General features: G+C 62.2%; 11 protein-coding genes. 4 read left to right on the top strand and 7 right to left on the bottom strand.

Going from position 1 to position 17,046, the window contains the following annotated elements; all coding sequences use genetic code 11:
• Positions 1 to 127: 127 nt before the first annotated feature.
• A complete protein-coding gene (locus ACZO0A_RS05990; RefSeq protein WP_302375964.1) occupies positions 128 to 1,696 on the bottom strand; it encodes an alpha-amylase family glycosyl hydrolase in 1,569 nt (522 codons plus the stop codon).
• Positions 1,697 to 2,049: 353 nt separating this feature from the next.
• Here ACZO0A_RS05990 and ACZO0A_RS05985 point away from each other — a divergent pair, with 353 nt between their 5' ends.
• The 4 genes from ACZO0A_RS05985 (at position 2,050) to ACZO0A_RS05970 (ending at position 6,488) form a co-directional block, all read left to right on the top strand.
• On the top strand, positions 2,050 to 3,780 hold the full coding sequence (locus ACZO0A_RS05985) for a carbon starvation CstA family protein (RefSeq protein ID WP_302375963.1): 1,731 nt from the start codon (positions 2,050 to 2,052) through the stop codon (positions 3,778 to 3,780).
• A 183-nt stretch (positions 3,781 to 3,963) separates the two neighbouring features.
• Complete coding sequence (locus ACZO0A_RS05980) at positions 3,964 to 4,863, top strand: transporter substrate-binding domain-containing protein (protein ID WP_302375962.1); 900 nt, start codon at positions 3,964 to 3,966, stop codon at positions 4,861 to 4,863.
• A 67-nt stretch (positions 4,864 to 4,930) separates the two neighbouring features.
• Complete coding sequence (locus ACZO0A_RS05975; RefSeq protein WP_215693273.1) at positions 4,931 to 5,755, top strand: amino acid ABC transporter permease; 825 nt, start codon at positions 4,931 to 4,933, stop codon at positions 5,753 to 5,755.
• Positions 5,748 to 6,488 carry an amino acid ABC transporter ATP-binding protein gene (locus ACZO0A_RS05970; protein ID WP_215693272.1) on the top strand — a complete coding sequence of 247 codons (741 nt, stop codon included), beginning with the start codon at positions 5,748 to 5,750 and terminating at the stop codon, positions 6,486 to 6,488. Before ACZO0A_RS05975 ends, ACZO0A_RS05970 begins: the two co-directional genes overlap by 8 nt.
• Before the next feature lie 332 nt (positions 6,489 to 6,820).
• Here the strand turns inward: ACZO0A_RS05970 and ACZO0A_RS05965 are convergent, their stop codons facing one another.
• The 6 genes from ACZO0A_RS05965 to ACZO0A_RS05940 all read right to left on the bottom strand — a co-directional run bounded on the left by ACZO0A_RS05965 (position 6,821) and on the right by ACZO0A_RS05940 (position 17,028).
• Positions 6,821 to 10,306: a UvrD-helicase domain-containing protein gene (locus ACZO0A_RS05965; RefSeq protein WP_302375961.1), complete on the bottom strand. Its 3,486-nt coding sequence runs from the start codon at positions 10,304 to 10,306 to the stop codon at positions 6,821 to 6,823.
• A gap of 16 nt (positions 10,307 to 10,322) precedes the next feature.
• The gene (locus ACZO0A_RS05960) at positions 10,323 to 13,658 is read right to left on the bottom strand and encodes a PD-(D/E)XK nuclease family protein (RefSeq protein WP_302375960.1); all 3,336 of its coding nucleotides are present in this window, start codon (positions 13,656 to 13,658) and stop codon (positions 10,323 to 10,325) included.
• Positions 13,659 to 13,775: 117 nt separating this feature from the next.
• Positions 13,776 to 14,399: a stage II sporulation protein R gene (locus tag ACZO0A_RS05955; protein WP_302150343.1), complete on the bottom strand. Its 624-nt coding sequence runs from the start codon at positions 14,397 to 14,399 to the stop codon at positions 13,776 to 13,778.
• A gap of 52 nt (positions 14,400 to 14,451) precedes the next feature.
• Positions 14,452 to 15,348: a 4-(cytidine 5'-diphospho)-2-C-methyl-D-erythritol kinase gene (gene ispE / locus ACZO0A_RS05950; RefSeq protein ID WP_302150344.1), complete on the bottom strand. Its 897-nt coding sequence runs from the start codon at positions 15,346 to 15,348 to the stop codon at positions 14,452 to 14,454.
• Positions 15,349 to 15,370: 22 nt separating this feature from the next.
• On the bottom strand, positions 15,371 to 16,549 hold the full coding sequence (locus ACZO0A_RS05945; RefSeq protein WP_294828239.1) for a pyridoxal phosphate-dependent aminotransferase: 1,179 nt from the start codon (positions 16,547 to 16,549) through the stop codon (positions 15,371 to 15,373).
• Positions 16,549 to 17,028, bottom strand: a complete 480-nt coding sequence (locus ACZO0A_RS05940) for an Lrp/AsnC family transcriptional regulator (protein ID WP_215693262.1) — start codon at positions 17,026 to 17,028, stop codon at positions 16,549 to 16,551. The genes ACZO0A_RS05945 and ACZO0A_RS05940 overlap by 1 nt, the downstream gene beginning before the upstream one ends.
• Positions 17,029 to 17,046: the final 18 nt, after the last annotated feature.

Genomic DNA, 17,046 nt, shown 5'->3' with positions numbered 1-17,046 from the left:
TACTTTGTGTATTATCGAGCATTTTGGCAACGCAGATGCCGTGCCGCAGCCGCCGGAGCGGTGCTTAAGCCGTCAGGCGGGAATTGTGCGGTATTGCCATAGGAAAATTGCAGGGCGGTTTTCCATTTCACCCCAAAATTACAAAACTCTGTGCCCCCAGAGACAGGGTATCATTGACGATCTCGGCCTGGCCGATGGTGTACTGAATCTTCAGATCTTCGGCCAGTTCCAGCGGCAGCTCAATGGAGACGCCTGCCGGGTTGACGGCGCAGATCAGGTCGCCGCGCTGCCAGACAAAGGGACGGTAGTCGTCCTTGGCCTTGGGTGCGTACAGTACCTTGAACGGCGCATCGGAGTTCAGGTCCTTGTGGGCATGGCGGAAGGCCAGCAGCGACTTGACGCTGTTCAGCAGGCTGGCGGGGTCATCGGCCTGGGCGGCCACGGTGGGGGCATCCTCGGCGGTGTCCACAGGCAGGTAGATATCCTTTGCGTCGGCGGTGGAGAATCCGTGGTTTGCGCTGTCATCCCACTGCATCGGGGTACGGGAGCCGGTGCGGAAGTAGCCGCCCTCCTTGGTGGGCAGCGGCAGGTAGCGCATACCGATTTCATCGCCGTAGTAGACAAACGGCGCACCTGGCAGCGTAAAGAGGGTCGCATAGGCCAGGCGCAGTTCCTCCACAGTCAGGCCGGCCGAGGGGCGGATCGTGTCGTGGTTGCAGGTGATAAAGCACCACAGACCGTCCTTGTGGGTGGCCTTGTAGGCAGGCAGATACTCGTCCAGGAACTTGTCGATACCGGTGCCGGAGTTCTTGCAGAAGTACGCCTTGCCGATGTTGTGCGGGTTCGAGTCCATCGCGCCGTCATAGTTGCGCATCAGCCAGCTGTACCCATTGCCGCCCCACTCAAGGTAGAAGTCCATGTCAAAGCCGTTTTTCAGCGAAATGCGCGGGCCGTTCCACTCGGCGATGAGCGCGGCCTCGGGGTACTCGACGTCCAGCATATCCCGGATATTGCGCCAGATCTTGCAGGTGTATTTCTTGTTTTTGGTGTCGTTCTTGACCAGGCTGGACGCCATATCAACGCGGAAGCCGTCGCAGCCCATGTCCAGCCAGAAACGCATAACGTCCTTCATGGCCTCGACGGTGGCGACGCAGGCGGGGTCATCGGTGGGCTTCTGCCACTTCTGGTTGATCTTACCGTAACCGTAGTTCAGCGCAGGCTGGCACTTGAAGAAGTTGAGAATGTAGGTGCCGTTGCGCGGGGTCTCGCCGCCGATGAAGGGCATACCGTCGCCGCTGGCAAAGCAGGAATCCGTCCAGATGAAGCGGTCGGAGTATTCGTTCCTTTCGGGTCGGCAGCTGGCCTTGAACCACTCGTGTTCCTCGCTGGTGTGGCCGGGGACGAGGTCAAACAGGACACGGATGCCCTTCTCGTGGGCAGCTTTGAAGAGGGCGGCGGCGTCCTCGTTCGTGCCGTAGCGCTGGGCGATCTTTTTGTAGTCGCGCACGTCATAACCGGCGTCTTTAAACGGCGAGTCAAAGCAAGGATTGATCCACAGAGCGTTGCAGCCCAGGCCCTTGATGTAGTCCAGCTTGGCGATAATGCCCTGCAGGTCGCCGATACCGTCGCCGTTGGTATCGTAGAAGCTCTGGGGATAGATTTCATAGAATACTGCGTCTTTGAGCCATTGTTTCATGGGGGGTCTCCTTTATATAATAAGTAGAGGTTCTAAAGCCTCCCCTTGAGGACAGACTCCCCTGATGCTGGGGAGTCTGCGCATAGCGCCGGAGGGCGGAGCTTTCCTCAAAAGGGGCCTTTGGGGATTCCGTGGAAACGTTTCATCCTCTTTCTATACTTTATACTATCCTCTTCCGCACACTTTGTCAACGGCGCATCTTGTACAAAACGTGACATAAATTTTCTACATTTTGCACCAAAAACCCGCATATTGCCAAATTATGAACATCATGTTGACAAATTGCGAACAGCGCGGTAAAGTAGAGTGCACAAGCGATTGTAAAATCTAGTAGGAAAGAGGGATCTATTCAAATGAATACGCTTGTAATCGTTCTGATTGCCGCGGTCGTCCTGGTATGTGCGTACGCAGGATACGGTCGCTGGCTCACCAAGACCTGGGGTGTTGACCCCAACGCCAAAACTCCCGCTGTGCGGCTGGAGGATGGCAAAGACTACGTTCCCACCAACGGCTGGACTGTGTTTGCACACCAGTTCTCTTCTATTGCAGGTGCCGGCCCTGTCACCGGTGCTATTCAGGCTGCTGCCTTCGGCTGGCTGCCTGTTCTGCTCTGGGTACTGATCGGCGGCGTCTTCTTCGGCGCTGTCACTGACTTCGGCGCTTTGTACGCTTCCGTCAAGAACGACGGTAAATCCATGGGCCTGCTGATCGAGAAGTACATCGGCAAGACCGGCCGCAAGCTGTTCCTGCTGTTCTGCTGGCTGTTCTGCGGCATCGTCATTGCTGCCTTCGCAGACATGGTCGCCGGCACCTTCAACGCCTTTGACGCCGACGGCGCACAGGTCGAGGCCGGCTTCACCAATGGTGCAGCCGGTATGGTCTCCATCATGTTCATGGTGTTCGCCGTTGTGTTCGGCTTCATCCAGAAGAAGTTCAACTTCTCCGGCTGGAAAGAGGCTGTCATCGGCATCGCCTTCATCGTGCTGTCTTTCGTGATCGGCATGAACGCCCCCATCATCCTGGGCAAGGCTGGTTGGAGCTATATCACCTTCGTTTACATCTTCTTCGCCGCCGTCCTGCCCATGTGGATGCTGAAGCAGCCCCGTGACTATATGACCACCTTCATGTTTGGCGCTATGATTGCCGGTGCGGTCATCGGTCTGGTCGTTGCCCACCCCACCATGAACCTGCCTGTTTTCACCGGCTTCAACAATGAGAAGCTGGGCACCATGTTCCCCATCCTGTTCGTCACCGTCGCCTGCGGCGCTGTCTCTGGCTTCCACAGCCTGGTCTCCTCCGGTACTTCTTCCAAGACCGTTGAGAATGAGAAAGACATGCTCAAGGTCGGCTACGGCGCCATGGTGCTGGAAAGCCTGCTGGCTGTTTTGGCCCTGTGTGTTGCCGGTGCTGCCGCCGCTGCGGACGGCACCCCTGCCGCCGGTACTCCGTTCCAGATCTTCAGCCGCGGCGTTGCCGGTTTCTTTGAGATGTTCGGCGTGCCCGTCTCCATCGCTACCGTCTTTATGACGATGTGCGTTTCCGCTCTGGCCCTGACCAGTCTGGATGCCGTGGCCCGTATCGGCCGTATGAGCTTCCAGGAGTTGTTCAGCGTTGACGATATGGAGCATACCGAGGGCTGGCGCAAGCTGTTCTGCAACGTCTACTTCTCTACCTTCATCACCTTGGCTTTCGGCTTCCTGCTGACCCAGATTGGCTATGCCAACATCTGGCCGCTGTTCGGTTCCGCCAACCAGCTGCTGAGCGCGCTGGTCCTGGCTACCCTGTGCGTTTTCCTCAAGGTCACGGGCCGCAACAACAAGATGCTGTTCCCGCCGCTGGTCATCATGCTCTGCGTCACCTTCACGGCTCTGGTGCAGCGCCTGATTGCCATGGTCAAGGCCATCTCCGCCGCTGCGTCCACCGCCATCCCTGCCGGTGAGACCACCTGGGGTGCTGTCTTTATCGCCAACGGCCTGCAGCTGATTCTCGCGATCCTGCTGATCGTCCTGGGCCTGAACATTGTCTTTCACAGTGTCAAGAGCTACAAGAACAGCGAGAAGGACAGCGAAAAAGTTGCTGCGTAATCCAAACAGCACTTGACAAATATACCATCTTAGGGTAGTATTTATACAGCCGCAATGGCGCGGCGCAACACTGCACCATTCGGCAGTCATAAGGCATTTGGCCCCGGTGATCCGCACAGTGGAACACCGGGGCTTTTTGCATGAATATGAGGGAATTTTAAGTATCTAAAGGAGAATGCAACCATGAAACTCAAGAATGCTATGGCACTTGGCCTTGCCTCCGTCCTGGCCGTTGGTCTGACCGCCTGCGGCTCCAGCGCCGACACCTCCGCCGCCGAAAGCACCGTGGCTGCTGCGGATGCCGCCGGTGCCCCGGACGGCGACGGCGACCCCACCACCCTGACCGTTGCCATGGAGTGCGCCTACGCCCCCTACAACTGGACCCAGAGCGACGATTCCAACGGCGCTGTTGAGATCCGCGGTTCCAGCGACTACGCCTACGGCTACGACGTTATGATGGCGAAGAAGATTGGCGAGGCCCTGGGCCAGAAGGTTCAGATCGTCAAGCTGGACTGGGACAGCCTGATCCCCGCCGTCATGAGCGGCGACGTTGACTGCGTCATCGCCGGTCAGTCCATCACGGCTGAGCGCGCCGCCCAGGTTGACTTCAGCGACCCCTATTACTACGCTTCCATCATCACGCTGACCAAGAAGGACAGCGCCTACGCCAACGCCGCCAGCGTGGCTGACCTGGCCGGTGCAACCGCTACCAGCCAGCTGGGCACCATCTGGTATGATACCTGTCTGCCGCAGATCGAAAACGCCAACATCCTGCCCGCACAGGAGACGGCCCCCGCCATGCTGGTGGCCCTGAACAGCGGTGCCTGCGACATCGTCGTCACCGACCGCCCCACCGGCCAGGCAGCACTGGTCGCCTACCCCGACTTCACGTTGCTGGACTTCGGCGGCGGCGACGGTGACTTCCAGGTCAGCGACGAGGATATCAACATCGGCATCTCGATGAAGAAGGGCAACACCGCGCTGAAGGATGCCATCAACGAGGTGCTGGCCACCATGACCACCGACGACTACAATGCCTTGATGGATGAAGCCATCAGCGTTCAGCCCCTGAGCGACAACTAATACCGTCCGCCCCTGCCGTTTTGCGCGGCAGGGGCTTCGGTGTTGAGGAAACATAAAGGAGACTCTCATGCAAGACTTTTTCGCAAACTGTGCCACAGTGCTGCAAAAGTACGGCTTCTCGTACCTGCGCGGCGCGGGCACTACCCTGCTGCTGGCACTGGTCGGCACGTTCTTCGGCTGCCTGATCGGCTTTGCGGTCGGCGCATTGCAGACCATCCCGGTGGATAAGCAGCGCGACCCGGTGTGGAAGCGCGTGCTCTTGAAAATTCTGCACATCTTCCTGCGCTGCTATGTGGAGCTGTTCCGCGGCACGCCCATGATCGTGCAGGCTGTGTTCATCTACTATGGCCTTTTGCAGGTTTTCGGCATCAAGATGGGTATGTGGCAGGCCGGCTTCTTCATCGTGTCCATCAACACCGGCGCGTATATGGCCGAGACAGTCCGCGGCGGTATCGTGTCCATTGACCCGGGCCAGACCGAGGGCGCAAAAGCCATCGGTATGAACCACTGGCAAACGATGATCCACGTCATTCTGCCCCAGGCACTGCGCAACATCATCCCGCAGATTGGCAACAACTTCATCATCAACATCAAGGATACGTCGGTTCTGTCCGTTATCTCCATCACCGACTTGTTCTTTGTACACAAAAGCGTTGTCGGCGCACTGTACACCTACTTTGAGAGCGCGGCCATCGTCATGGTCATCTACCTGACGATGACGCTGTTTGCCAGCTATCTGCTGCGCTTGTGGGAGAAAGCGCTGGACGGCCCGCAGAACTACGACCTGAACACCACCGACTCGCTGGCCTACACCAGCGGTATGTACAACGCCCCGGACCCGAACCACGAGTCCCAGAATCTGGATATGAAGGGAAGTGCAGCCCATGTCTGAGCCTGTTATCGAGGTGCGCCACCTCTCCAAGAGCTTCGGCACCCACGTTGTCCTGCGTGACGTTGACTTTACCGTCAACGCGGGTGACGTCACCTGCATCATCGGTGCGTCCGGCAGCGGCAAATCCACCCTGCTGCGCTGCATCAACCTGTTGGAGACGCCCACGAACGGCAAAGTGCTGTTCCACGGCAACGACATCACCGCCAAGGGATCTGACCCCTGCGCCTACCGCGCCAAGGTGGGCATGGTGTTCCAGAGCTTCAACCTGTTCAACAACATGACTGTGCTGGACAACTGCACGGCAGGCCTGCGCTACGTGCTGCACCAGGATAAAGAAACTGCGCAGAAGACCGCGCTGGAAAACCTGGAAAAGGTCGGCATGGCACCCTATATCCACGCCAAGCCCCGCCAGCTTTCCGGCGGCCAGAAGCAGCGCGTGGCGATTGCCCGCGCCCTGGCCATGCAGCCCGAAGTGCTGCTGTTCGACGAGCCGACGTCTGCGCTTGACCCCCAGATGGTAGGTGAGGTCCTGGCCGTTATGCGCCAGCTGGCGAAGGAGGGTCTGACGATGATCGTCGTCACCCACGAGATGGCCTTTGCCCGCGACGTGTCGAGCCACGTTGTCTACATGGCCGACGGCGTCATCTGTGAGGAAGGCACCCCCGCCGATATCTTTGAGCACCCGCAGAATGCAAAGACGGTGGAGTTCCTGAGCCGGTTTAGACAGGCGTAAACGCGTAAAATAAAGCGACCGATGGTATGTGATGTGCCATCGGTCGCTTTTTGGTTATGAGGTTGTAAAAATATCATTGCGGGGCGTCGAGGACGCCGCCCCTACGGCTAAAGGATAAAGTAATTGTAAAGGCACAGTGCGGCGGCCTGAGGGCAGGCCGCCCTACGGAGCAGTAGAGGACAATCGAGAGGGGCAAGGGAGGGCGGAAGCCCGCCCCCGACGGCGCGGGCAGAGCAGAGCCCCGCACCACGTCGCAACAGCGGCAATTTTCTTTGGTTCTTTCTTTTGTTGGCAAAAGAAAGAACACCTCCCGGGAGGATGCCGTTTCTCCTTTAGCCAAGCGGCACATCGATCTCGTCGCCGATGGCAAAGCTGTAAATCGTCAGCTTCGTCACGGGGACGCTCAGCCGCTGGGCAAACGCACGGCGGTAGAGCCGCAGCTGGGCGGCGTACTCGTCGATATAATACTGCGCGTCGCGGCTGCGGTCTGTCTTGTAGTCGAGAATTTCCGCGTGCTCATCAAACACCAGTACCAAATCGGCGATGCCTTGCACGAGCACTTCCGCTTCGGCGGCACTCCCCTGCTGTGCGGCGGGGGTGACTTCGGCGGCGGGCAGGGCCGTGATGAACGGTTCCTCCCGCAGAATTTGTTTCGCATGGCGGATGCGCCGCCAGACTGCACTCTCAAAGAAGGGCCGCACGGCGTCCAGGTCGAGCTTGTCTGCCAGCGCGGCATCCAACAGCTGCAAATCCGTCTGGCGTTTGACCTCGGCGTCCAGGTCGGGCGCAGGGCCGTCGAAGGGTACGCTCTGCATAAAGGCGTGGATGGCGGTGCCGCGCTCGGCCCCGGTCATGCCGGTTTTCTGCAAAAAGGCCGGGCGTTCCAATGCCACCGGGCGGGCCGCATGGGCCACAGCGCTGACGCTGACCTTGGCGGGTACTTTTTCCAGCGCGGCGCGGGGGCTGTGCCAGGCAAAGCTGGCTTTCAGCATTTCGACTGTGGCCGGGTCGGGCTGGGGTGCGCGGGGGGCGGGCGGCTGCTCGGCATTTTCCGGCAGCGCCACCAGACGTATCGTCAGCGGCACCTCCGTTGGGCGGTGGTGGGGCAGAAAGCTCGTGTACCCCCACAGCGCGTCGCTGTCCGGGTGCAGCATGGCGGCAGTCAGTATCCACCCGGCCCAGCTGCCCATACTGCGCATCGACTCACTGCCGGTGGCCTCGGCTGCCGCGCAGAGGGCCGGTGTTTTCAGCGCACTGGCGGTCTTTTTCAGCGGCACGGTGATGATGAGCGCATCCTGGGCACGGGTCAGCGCCACATACAGAACGCGCATTTCCTCGCTCAATGTCTCGGTGCGGATAGCCTGGGCCAGCGCCGCATAGGGCAGCGTTTTGAACCGCTTGGCCGCCCGGGGCGCACGCAGCATAACGCCCACGCCCAGACGGCTGTGGGTCAGCACCGGGCGGATGGCATCGCTCTGGTTAAATTTGTGGTCGGTGTCTGCCACAAAAACGACCGGGAATTCCAGACCCTTGGAGCGATGTACTGTCATGATGGAGACGCACCCCGGCCGGGTCTGGCCGCCCACGCTTTGGCTCAGGCCGCCGTTGGCTGCGGCGGCGTCCATGGCGCGGATCAGCGCCGGCAGGCCCGCGCGGCCTGCACCGGCGGCCCAAGCCGTAAAGCTCAACAGGTCCTCACGGCAGCGCGGGCCGTCGGGCAGTGCGCCCACGGCGGCCAGGTAGCCGGTGCGGGCCAGCAGTTCCTCGATCAGTTCATCCACCGGCAGTGTGCGGGCCAGGCGGCGGTACTCGGTCAGTGCCTCGATAAAGACGGCAAATTGTGCCTGCCCGCCGTGCAGCACCGCACCGTACAGGCTGCCCTCCGGGCAGGCGCAGCGCAGTGCCACTAAATCATCCGCCGTGTAGGGGAACAAGGGGCTGAGCAGCACCGCCGCCAGCGGGATATCCTGCGCAGGGTTGTCGATAACGCGCAGCAGCGCCGCGAAGGGGCGGATGTGCGGTTCGTCCAGCAAATCGGTGGCAGAGTCCGCAAACACCGGGATGCCCGCCGTGCGCAGTGCGCCCTCGTAGGCGGCAAAGCCCTTGCGGCCGCGAAGCAGGATACAAAAATCATCGTATTTGCAGGGGCGCACGCCATCCTTGCCGCGCACGGCAAAGCCGGTCTCGACCATTTCGGCAATGCGCCGGGCAATGGCCGCCGCGTCGCCGTCCACATCCGCGCCGTCGATGACGTCGATCTCGCACATACCGCGGTAGCCGCTGTCCTTGCGGCCCACAACAAGGCGCTGGCCGTCGCCGTACTGCACGCCGCCCAGCCCCTCCGAGAAGAAGGTCTCAAACAGGTAGTTGATGCCCTCGATGACGCCGGGCGCACTGCGGAAGTTTGCATCCAGCGCCAGCGTGGCGGGCTTGGGCACGGGCTGCGGATAGGGCTGCCACTGCTGCTGTTTGCCCACAAAAATACTGGGATCCGCCAGACGGAAGCGGTAGATGCTCTGCTTGATATCGCCGACAAAGAACAGGTTGTCGGCCTCGGGCCGGGCCAGCGCAAAGTAGATGGCGTCCTGCAAAGCGTTTGTGTCCTGGTACTCGTCCACCAGTACGGCGGCGTAGCGGGCGCTGACCGTGCGGCAGAGCGGCGTGCGCTCGTTGTCCTCGGTCAGCAAAAGATCCAGCGTCAGGTGCTCATAATCGGCGTAGTCCAATACTTTTTCAGCGCACTTGGCCGCAAAGCAGTTGTCGGCGAAGGTCTGCGTCGCCCGCACCAGCGCGGCCACCAGGGGCGCGGCGCGGCGGCGGTCGGCAGCAAACTCATCAGCTGTGCAGAGCAGCGCGTCCTTGCGCAGGCTCTCCATCTGCTTTTTGGCGCGGTCACGCAGTTCGGATGCCGCGCTTGCGGCCTGGTTGGCGTCCTTGCCGCCCTTGACCGCCCCGGCCCGCCGCCAGCCCGCAAAGACCGTGTCCAGCGCGGCCAGGCACTTGTCCCAGTCGCCTTCGGCCAGCCAGTGGCAGAGATTGCCCACCCGGGCCGCGTCGTCCTGCATGACGGCTGTGTAGGCGGCATCGGCTTTTTCGTCCCGGGCTGCAATGGCCGCACCGCTTTCCAGCAGCGTTTTTGCGCCCTGGGCGCGGGCCAGCGCAATGCCTAACAGCTCTTTGCCCCAGGCGGTCTCCTGGGGCGGGGCGTCCTGCTGCCACATTTCGGCAAAAGTATTCAGCGACGCGGCCGGGTGCGGCAGGGCGCGGGTAAAGTGGTAGAGGTCGAGGATGGCGTCCCCGGCCGTGTTGTCGGTACGGCCCCGGTCGTACAGGTCGGCAAAGGCGCGGAAATCCGGGTCTGTGTAGGCGGTCTCCAGCGTGGCAGCCAGCGTTTCCTGCTCAATGCGGGCCAGGTCGGCTTCCTCGGCGGTCTCAAAGTCGGGCGGCACATCCAGCATGGCGAAATGCTGCTGCACAAAATGCAGGCAGAAGGCGTCCACCGTGCCGATGGACGCCCGCTGCAACAGCAGCTGCTGGCGGCGCAGATTCATGTTGCCGGGGTGGGCGCGGACCTCTTGGGCAAGGCGGGCCGTGATATCCGCCCGCAGCTTGGCCGCGGCGGCATTCGTGAAGGTCATGATGAGCAGTTCGTCCGCGTTGGCCGGGTGCTCGGGGTCGGTGATGAGGCCGACAACACGCTCGACCAGTACGCGGGTCTTGCCGGACCCGGCTGCCGCCGAGACCAGCAGACTGCCGCCCCGCGCCGTGATGGCCGCCGCCTGGGCCGGGGTAAATTGAATTTTGGGTTGTTCAGGCATGGGGGTCTCCCTTATCTTATTCTGCAAACGGGTCGTCTTTTATCGTAATTGTCCGTTCGTGCTCGCCGTCGCGGTGGGCACAGGCGGTGCGGAAATCACAGTAGGCGCAGGGGGATTTGTTCCCGACGCACAGCGGCTCGGCGTCGATTTTACCGCTGTACAAATTTGCCGCCATATCGATCAGCAGGCCGTCCAGGTGATCCCGGATGCGGCCCAGCTTGGCCTCGTCGGCCAACGTGCTTTTGCCGTTGGTCACCTTGCCGGTCTTGGCGTTGAAATTCAGCGGCACAAACTCGCCGGTGCCCTTCGTGTCCATGGCACGGTAAACACTCTCGTCGTCCAGCAGCAGGCCGTTCATCGGGTAGCTGGGCGTGGGGTCGCCGTCCTCGGTCAATTCACGGCGCTCAACGCTCTCGGGCGCGGGATCTGCCAAAAGGTACTCCACCCCCGCCGCCGCTGCTCCCGGGAACTGCGCCCCGGCGTTGCGTTCCAGCGTAAATAGGTACAACAGCATCTGGCAGTCCAGGCCGCAATAGACTTCCTTTAATTTAAACTCTTTGCCGCCGGTCTTGTAGTCCACGACCCGCAGGTAGGTCTTGCCCAGTTTTTCCAGCGGCATGGCGTCCACGCGGTCAATCGTGCCCACCACCCGCACGGTGTGCCCGGCGTCGTCGCACAGTTCCACCGGGTCAATGCGGGGCGCGCCGGGGTCGTCGGCATCGGGGCGGTCGTCGATGCGCAGCTCAAACGCCACCGGCTGGAAGCCCGACTGGTGCAGATCGCGCTGAATGAAGCCCAGCAGCCCCACCAGATTGCGGCGGATGCGGGCCACCAGATATTCCATCCGCACGGTCATTCCGGGCAGGTTTTCGGTCACGTACTCGTCCACCAGGTCATTGACCAGTGTTTCCAGCTGCTCCGGCGTCAGGTCGCGGAACGCGGCCCCCTGGCGGCGCAGGGCGTTTTCCAGCACCCAGTGGGTCAGCGTGCCGCTGATGTTCGGGGCCAGCTCGGCCTTCTGGCGTGGCGCAGCTTTGACGATATACTGTAAAAAATACCCAAATGGGCAGTTCTGGTATTTTTCAAACCGGGTGGGGCTGATGCGCAGCCCACGGCCCAGCAGTTTTTCAAGTTCTTCGGTGTTCTCCACCCGCTGTTCCGCACCGGCGGTATCGGCGGCGCGGCGCACGGCCTCGTATCCGGGGGCCAGCGCGGGGTTCGCATCCAGCACGGCCCGCACGGCGGCACCGGCGGCGGCTTCCTCCGCCCCAGGCTGCTGGCTGAGCAGCCCCAGCACATCCAGCGCGGCGGCGGGTGCGGCGGCCAGCTGGGCCGCAGTGGGCGCGTAAGGCGGCACAGCCAGATATTGCAGCACCTGGGCCAGCGCGGCACTGGCGGGGGCGGTGTCCTCACCGTGGGCGGCACTGGGCCAGCTGAGCCAAAGGTACTTCCGCGCCACAGTCAGCGCCTTGTAGAAGCAGATACCCTCGCGCAGCACCTTGTTGGCAAAGCAGTCGGGCAGTTCTGCGCCGTTCTCCATCATCATGTCACGATCGGCATGGGTCAACAGCCCCTGGTCGCCGGGCGTCTGGGGAAACTCGCCCTCCAGCAGTCCCACTACAAAAACGGCGTCGGTCTCGGGCAGGCGCATACGGCCCGCCGTCGTCACGATGACGCTGTCCAGACTTTGAGGGATGTGCCCCATGTCGGTGGTGCGCAGCAGCAGGGTGAACAGCTCAGCGTAGTCGGCGGTGGGTAAAATTTCATCGCCCAGCAGCCGGGCCAGCTGGTCCAGCAGGCTCATGACGGTGTTCCACTCCCGCAGGACTTCATCGGCGGCGGGCAGACGGCCCTGCGTGCGCAGCTCTCCGGCCAGGCGGTCCAGTGTTTTCTCTGCGCCAAGGGCCTGCAAAAAGATAAAAATTTGCTTGGTCAGCGCGGCGGCGGGCGCACCGGACGCTTTGGCGATAAAGTCCGCGACCTGCTCCATGATAAAGGCGCGTGCGGCCTCGGCGTCGGCCAGCGTTCGTTTATCCTGCTCTGTGTCGTGCCCCGCATAGCCGGCTGCACTGCGGGTGAAGGGCACACGCCAATCGGCAGCGGTCAGCCGCCAGGTGTAGGCGTAATTTTCCAGTGCGCACTGCTGGGTGTCGGGCAGATCCACAAGGCCGGTTTTCAGCAGGCGCAGCACGCTTCGGCTGGACACGCCACGCAGCAGGTCCAGCGCCGCGTGGACGGCCCGGGCCGGGGCGGTGTTCTCGGGGCTTGTAGCTTCGTCGCAGAAAAGCGGGATATTTTGCAGCCGGAACTCGTACCGCAGGGGGGCCAGATATTGGTCTGCATTGCGGCAGATGACCGCCATGCGGCTGTACGGCGTGCCCTGCCGGGCGCGGGCGGCGATCTCGGCAGCCACGGCCTTGGCCTCGGCCTGGCGGGATGCCGCCGCGTGGTAGGTGATGGCCGGGTGCGCGGGGTCAACGGTGACGTCCGGCGTGTAGGCCGGGTCGGCCAGCAGCAGGTTCAGCTCGGCCAGGGCCGGGGCGTCGGCGTGGCGGCGGTTGTCGGTCAGCACGACGGTGTGTGTCGGGATGGCAGCATCCGCGGCCATACGTTTTAACGTATTGACAACATTTTTGGCACCGTTGAACAGCCCCATGCCGCCGGCGGTGTCCTGCTCTCCGTCGCAGCACAGACAGACCGTGACGTCGGCTGCCGGCAGCATGGCGGCCAGCAGAGCACGCTTCGGCGCGTTGAAGGTATCGAACTCGTCTATGTAGACCGCGCAGCCCGCGAAAAAAGCTGCGTCCAACCGCTCGGCGGCGCGCTGCTGGCGGTCGCCGGGATCCATGGCGCTCTGGGCCAGCAGCCCCTCGTAGGCGTTGTAGATCAGCGCCAGTTCGCTGAGTTTTTCGCGGTCAGCGCCGGGAGCGTTGGCGTACTGGGCCAGCATTTCCGGCGTTACACCGGCGCTTTTCAGTTCGTTGATGGTCTGTGCCGCTTTCTCGCAGAAAGCCGCGCTGCGGCGCTGGCGGTTGTAGTAGACGACCTTGTCCAGCAGCGAATCCGTCGCGCGGCGCAGCAGCAGGGCGCGGCCCGCCTCGGTCAGTGTGGGCACCGCCGCCCCGCCGTAACGGCGCAGCAGGGCCTCCGCCAGCGAGGTGAAGGAGTAACTTTCCACATAAGCGGAAAGGCTGTCCCCCAGGGTGCGGTAGAGCTGCCCTTCGGTGGAGGATGTGAACTGTTCCGGTACGATGAGGATGCTGCGCTCCCTGCGTTCCGCACGGGTGCGCAGTTCAGCCAGCATCTGATAGGATTTGCCCGAACCGGAGGGGCCGAGGATGAAGTTTAGCATGGCGGTGTCCTTTCTAATAGCCTTCTCCCTTGGGAGAAGGTGGCCCGAAGGGCCGGATGAGGGGCGCATATGCCGCAGCGGCCCATTTGCGGGCGGCAGCGGCAAGGCCGCCCCTCATCAGTCAGCGGGCAAGCCGCTGACAGCTTCCCCCGCGGGGGAAGCCAATCTGCCTATAAAGTCCGCAACTGCACACCTTACCTCAAACCTTCCAAACACCAGCACGTTTTCATCGGCGGTGGGGTAGGCGGCGATGCTGCCGGAGACGCAAAGAGCCGGATACAAAACGCAGAACCAGTTGCGGCCCCGGGCTTCGCCCAACTCAATGCGCAGGGCCGTGTAAGCCCCGCCCGGCAGGGTGAAGCTGCCATAGTCCCGCGCGGCAAAGTCCCACTGTTCCAACCGCAGGCGTGCGGTCTGGGGGCTGTGGGCACGGTGCAGGGCCGTGTCGGCGGCCTGCTGCAAGGCGGGCAGTGCGTATTGCAGGGCCGCAGCAGCCTCGTCCGGGGTTGCGGCTTCGGTCACGGCGGGCGGCAGGGCAGCCAAAACGGCGTCCCGCACCTGCAATTTCAACAGCTGGTCGTCCAACGTATCGCTGTTGGCCAGAATATGCAGCCGCAGGGTGTCCGCCCGTACCTGGGCGGCGGTGCGCTGGTGCCAATCGGCGCTGACAGTAAGTACAATGGCCAGTGCCAACGCCAGGCCTATGCCCAGTTCCAACACGCGGCGGGTATGCTTTGTCATAACAGTTCTCCCCTTTCAACCGGAGTATGGGCAGAAAGGGGAGCTTGTAAACTTATTTCTTGGCACCGAACGCGCGGCGGACCGTCACGCGGGGGCCTCCATGGGTGGGCTTGCAGACATAGACCTGCTTGTAACTCTTTTTCAGCTCGACGGCGGCATTGCGGGCGGCGTTCTCGTCGTCAAAAATGCCAAACACCGCCGCGCCGCTGCCGGTCATCTGGGCCGTGACGGCCCCATGCGCCCGCAGCGTTTTACAGATGGCGGGCGTTTCCACCGCGCCGGAGCAGTGTTCCAGCGCATTGCCCGCCGCCGCACAGACGCCTCGCAGGTCGTTGGCGCGGATGGCCTGTTCCTGGGCCTCGCAGTCGGGGTGGACCGGGCTGCCCATCGTGTCATACCGGGCAAAGGCCTCGGGCGTCGAGACTCCGACGCTGGGCATCGCCACGACGAACCAGCAGTCCGGGCAGGGCGGCAGGGCTTTCATCAAATCGCCCACGCCGCGCACGCGGCAGGTACCGCCCAGCAGCGCAAACGGCACATCCGCGCCGATGCCCGCGCCGATGGCGCACAGTTCGCTCATGGAAAGCCGGGCGTTGTACAGTTCGTTCAAACCAACCAGCACGCCCGCAGCGTCAGCACTGCCGCCCGCCATGCCGGCACGCACCGGCACCCGCTTGTAAATCGTCATATCCACGCCCGCCAGCAGGCCGGTGTAGTGGAAAAACGCCAGCGCCGCCTTGACGGCGGTGTTTTTATCGTTGGCGGGCACAAAGCTGCCGGGCAGGGTCAGAGTCAGGTCATTGCTGCGGCGCAGCGTGATTTTTTCGTACAGGTCGATGGTCTGCATGACCATGTCCAGATCGTGGTAGCCGTTGGGCAGCGTGCCCACAACGTCCAGCGACAGGTTCAGCTTGGCCGGGGCCAGCACCGTTACCGCGCGGTATTGCACTGTTGGTCACTCTCCTGTTGTTTTATTTCTGTATCCAGCCGTGTTCCTTTAAAAATTCACGGATGCGCTTCATGGCAGTCTGCAAATGGTCTACGCTGTACGCATAGCTGATGCGGGCGTAACCCTCGCCCGACGCACCGAAGGCCGAGCCGGGAATGATGGCGACTTCCTTCTCCCGCAGCAGCTGCTCGCAGAATTCACTGCTCGTCAGGCCGCTGATTTGGATGGAGGGGAACACGTAGAACGCGCCGCGCGGCTCAAAACAGGTCAGGCCCATCTCGTTCAGCGCCTTGACGACGTAACGGCGGCGGCGGTTGTATTCGTCGCGCATCATCTCGATCTGGTCGTCGCACTGGCGCAGCGCCGTGATGGCGGCGTACTGGCTGGTGGTGGGGGCCGACATAATGCAGCTCTGGTGAATTTTCGTCATGACTTTGATCAGCGGCGCAGGGCCGACAGCGTACCCCAAGCGCCAGCCGGTCATGGCGTAGGACTTGGAGAAGCCGTTGACGACGATGGTGCGCTCGGCCATACCGGGCAGCGACGCAATGGACACATGGCGGTCGAGGCCGTAGGTCAGCTCGGAGTAGATTTCATCCGACAGCACCAGCACATTCGTTTCCCGCAGGACGGCGGCGATCTCCTCCACCTCGGCGGCGCTCATGACCGCACCGGTGGGGTTGTTGGGGTATGGGAAGATGAGCAGCTTTGTTTTCGGCGTGATGGCCGCACGCAGCTGATCCGCCGTCAGGCGGAACTGATCCTCGGCCCGGGTGGCGATATGCACCGGCACGCCGCCGGTCAGCTGGGTGATGGGCTCATAGCAGACAAAGCAGGGTTCGGGGATGATGACCTCGTCCCCGGGCTGCACGAGCGCGCGGATGGCAAGGTCGATGGCCTCGCTGCCGCCCACCGTGACGAGGACGTTTTCTTCTTGATAATGCAGCTCAAACCGGCGCTGTAAGTAGGTGCAGATTTCCTTGCGCAGGTCTTTCAGGCCCGCGTTGGCCGTGTACTTGGTACGGCCCAATTCCAGGCTGCGGATGCCTGCGTCGCGGACGCTCCACGGCGTTTTAAAATCCGGCTCGCCGACGCCCAGCGAGATGCAGTGGGGCATATCGGCCGCCAGATCAAAGAACTTGCGGATGCCGGAGGGGCGCATGGCCTTGGCGGCAGGGGCAAGCAGTTCATCGTAGTTCATCACAGGACGGTACACTCTCTTTCATCGGGTTCTTCGGCCAGGTACAGGCGGCCGCCGCGCTTGTAGGGGCGCAGCACAAAGCTGGTAGCGGTGGAGAGGACATCGTCCAGCGGGGACAGGCGCTTTGCCACAAAGATAGCGATTTCCTGGAAGCTGCGGCCCTTGATGATGACCTGCAAGTCGTAGCTGCCGCTCATCAGCAGCACGGTATCGACCTCGTCAAACTGGGCGATGGTCATGCCGATATCGTCAAAGCCGCGGGCCTTATGGGGGGTGACGCGCAGCTCAATGACAGCCTCCACGAGGTTGACGCCGGCCTGCTCCCAGTCGACGAGAGTCTCATAGCCGCGGATATAGCCCTTGGCGGCGGCCTCGTCCATCATGGCGGCGACTTCCTCGGGGGTCTTATCCAGCATAGCCGCGATATCCTCAATGGGCATACGGGCGTTCTTTTCCAGAATACGCAGTAATTCTTCCATAGTACCACACCTCACTCA

It is taken from the genome of Gemmiger sp. (assembly GCF_057431175.1).
This window is presented reverse-complemented; position numbering and strand designations above follow the sequence as displayed.

Coding starts and splice junctions, on each gene's coding strand:
- ACZO0A_RS05990 (WP_302375964.1), bottom strand. CDS start 1,696: ATGAAACAATGGCTCAAAGACGCAGTATTCTATGAAATCTATCCCCAG.
- ACZO0A_RS05985 (WP_302375963.1), top strand. CDS start 2,050: ATGAATACGCTTGTAATCGTTCTGATTGCCGCGGTCGTCCTGGTATGT.
- ACZO0A_RS05980 (WP_302375962.1), top strand. CDS start 3,964: ATGAAACTCAAGAATGCTATGGCACTTGGCCTTGCCTCCGTCCTGGCC.
- ACZO0A_RS05975 (WP_215693273.1), top strand. CDS start 4,931: ATGCAAGACTTTTTCGCAAACTGTGCCACAGTGCTGCAAAAGTACGGC.
- ACZO0A_RS05970 (WP_215693272.1), top strand. CDS start 5,748: ATGTCTGAGCCTGTTATCGAGGTGCGCCACCTCTCCAAGAGCTTCGGC.
- ACZO0A_RS05965 (WP_302375961.1), bottom strand. CDS start 10,306: ATGCCTGAACAACCCAAAATTCAATTTACCCCGGCCCAGGCGGCGGCC.
- ACZO0A_RS05960 (WP_302375960.1), bottom strand. CDS start 13,658: ATGCTAAACTTCATCCTCGGCCCCTCCGGTTCGGGCAAATCCTATCAG.
- ACZO0A_RS05955 (WP_302150343.1), bottom strand. CDS start 14,399: ATGACAAAGCATACCCGCCGCGTGTTGGAACTGGGCATAGGCCTGGCG.
- ACZO0A_RS05945 (WP_294828239.1), bottom strand. CDS start 16,549: ATGAACTACGATGAACTGCTTGCCCCTGCCGCCAAGGCCATGCGCCCC.
- ACZO0A_RS05940 (WP_215693262.1), bottom strand. CDS start 17,028: ATGGAAGAATTACTGCGTATTCTGGAAAAGAACGCCCGTATGCCCATT.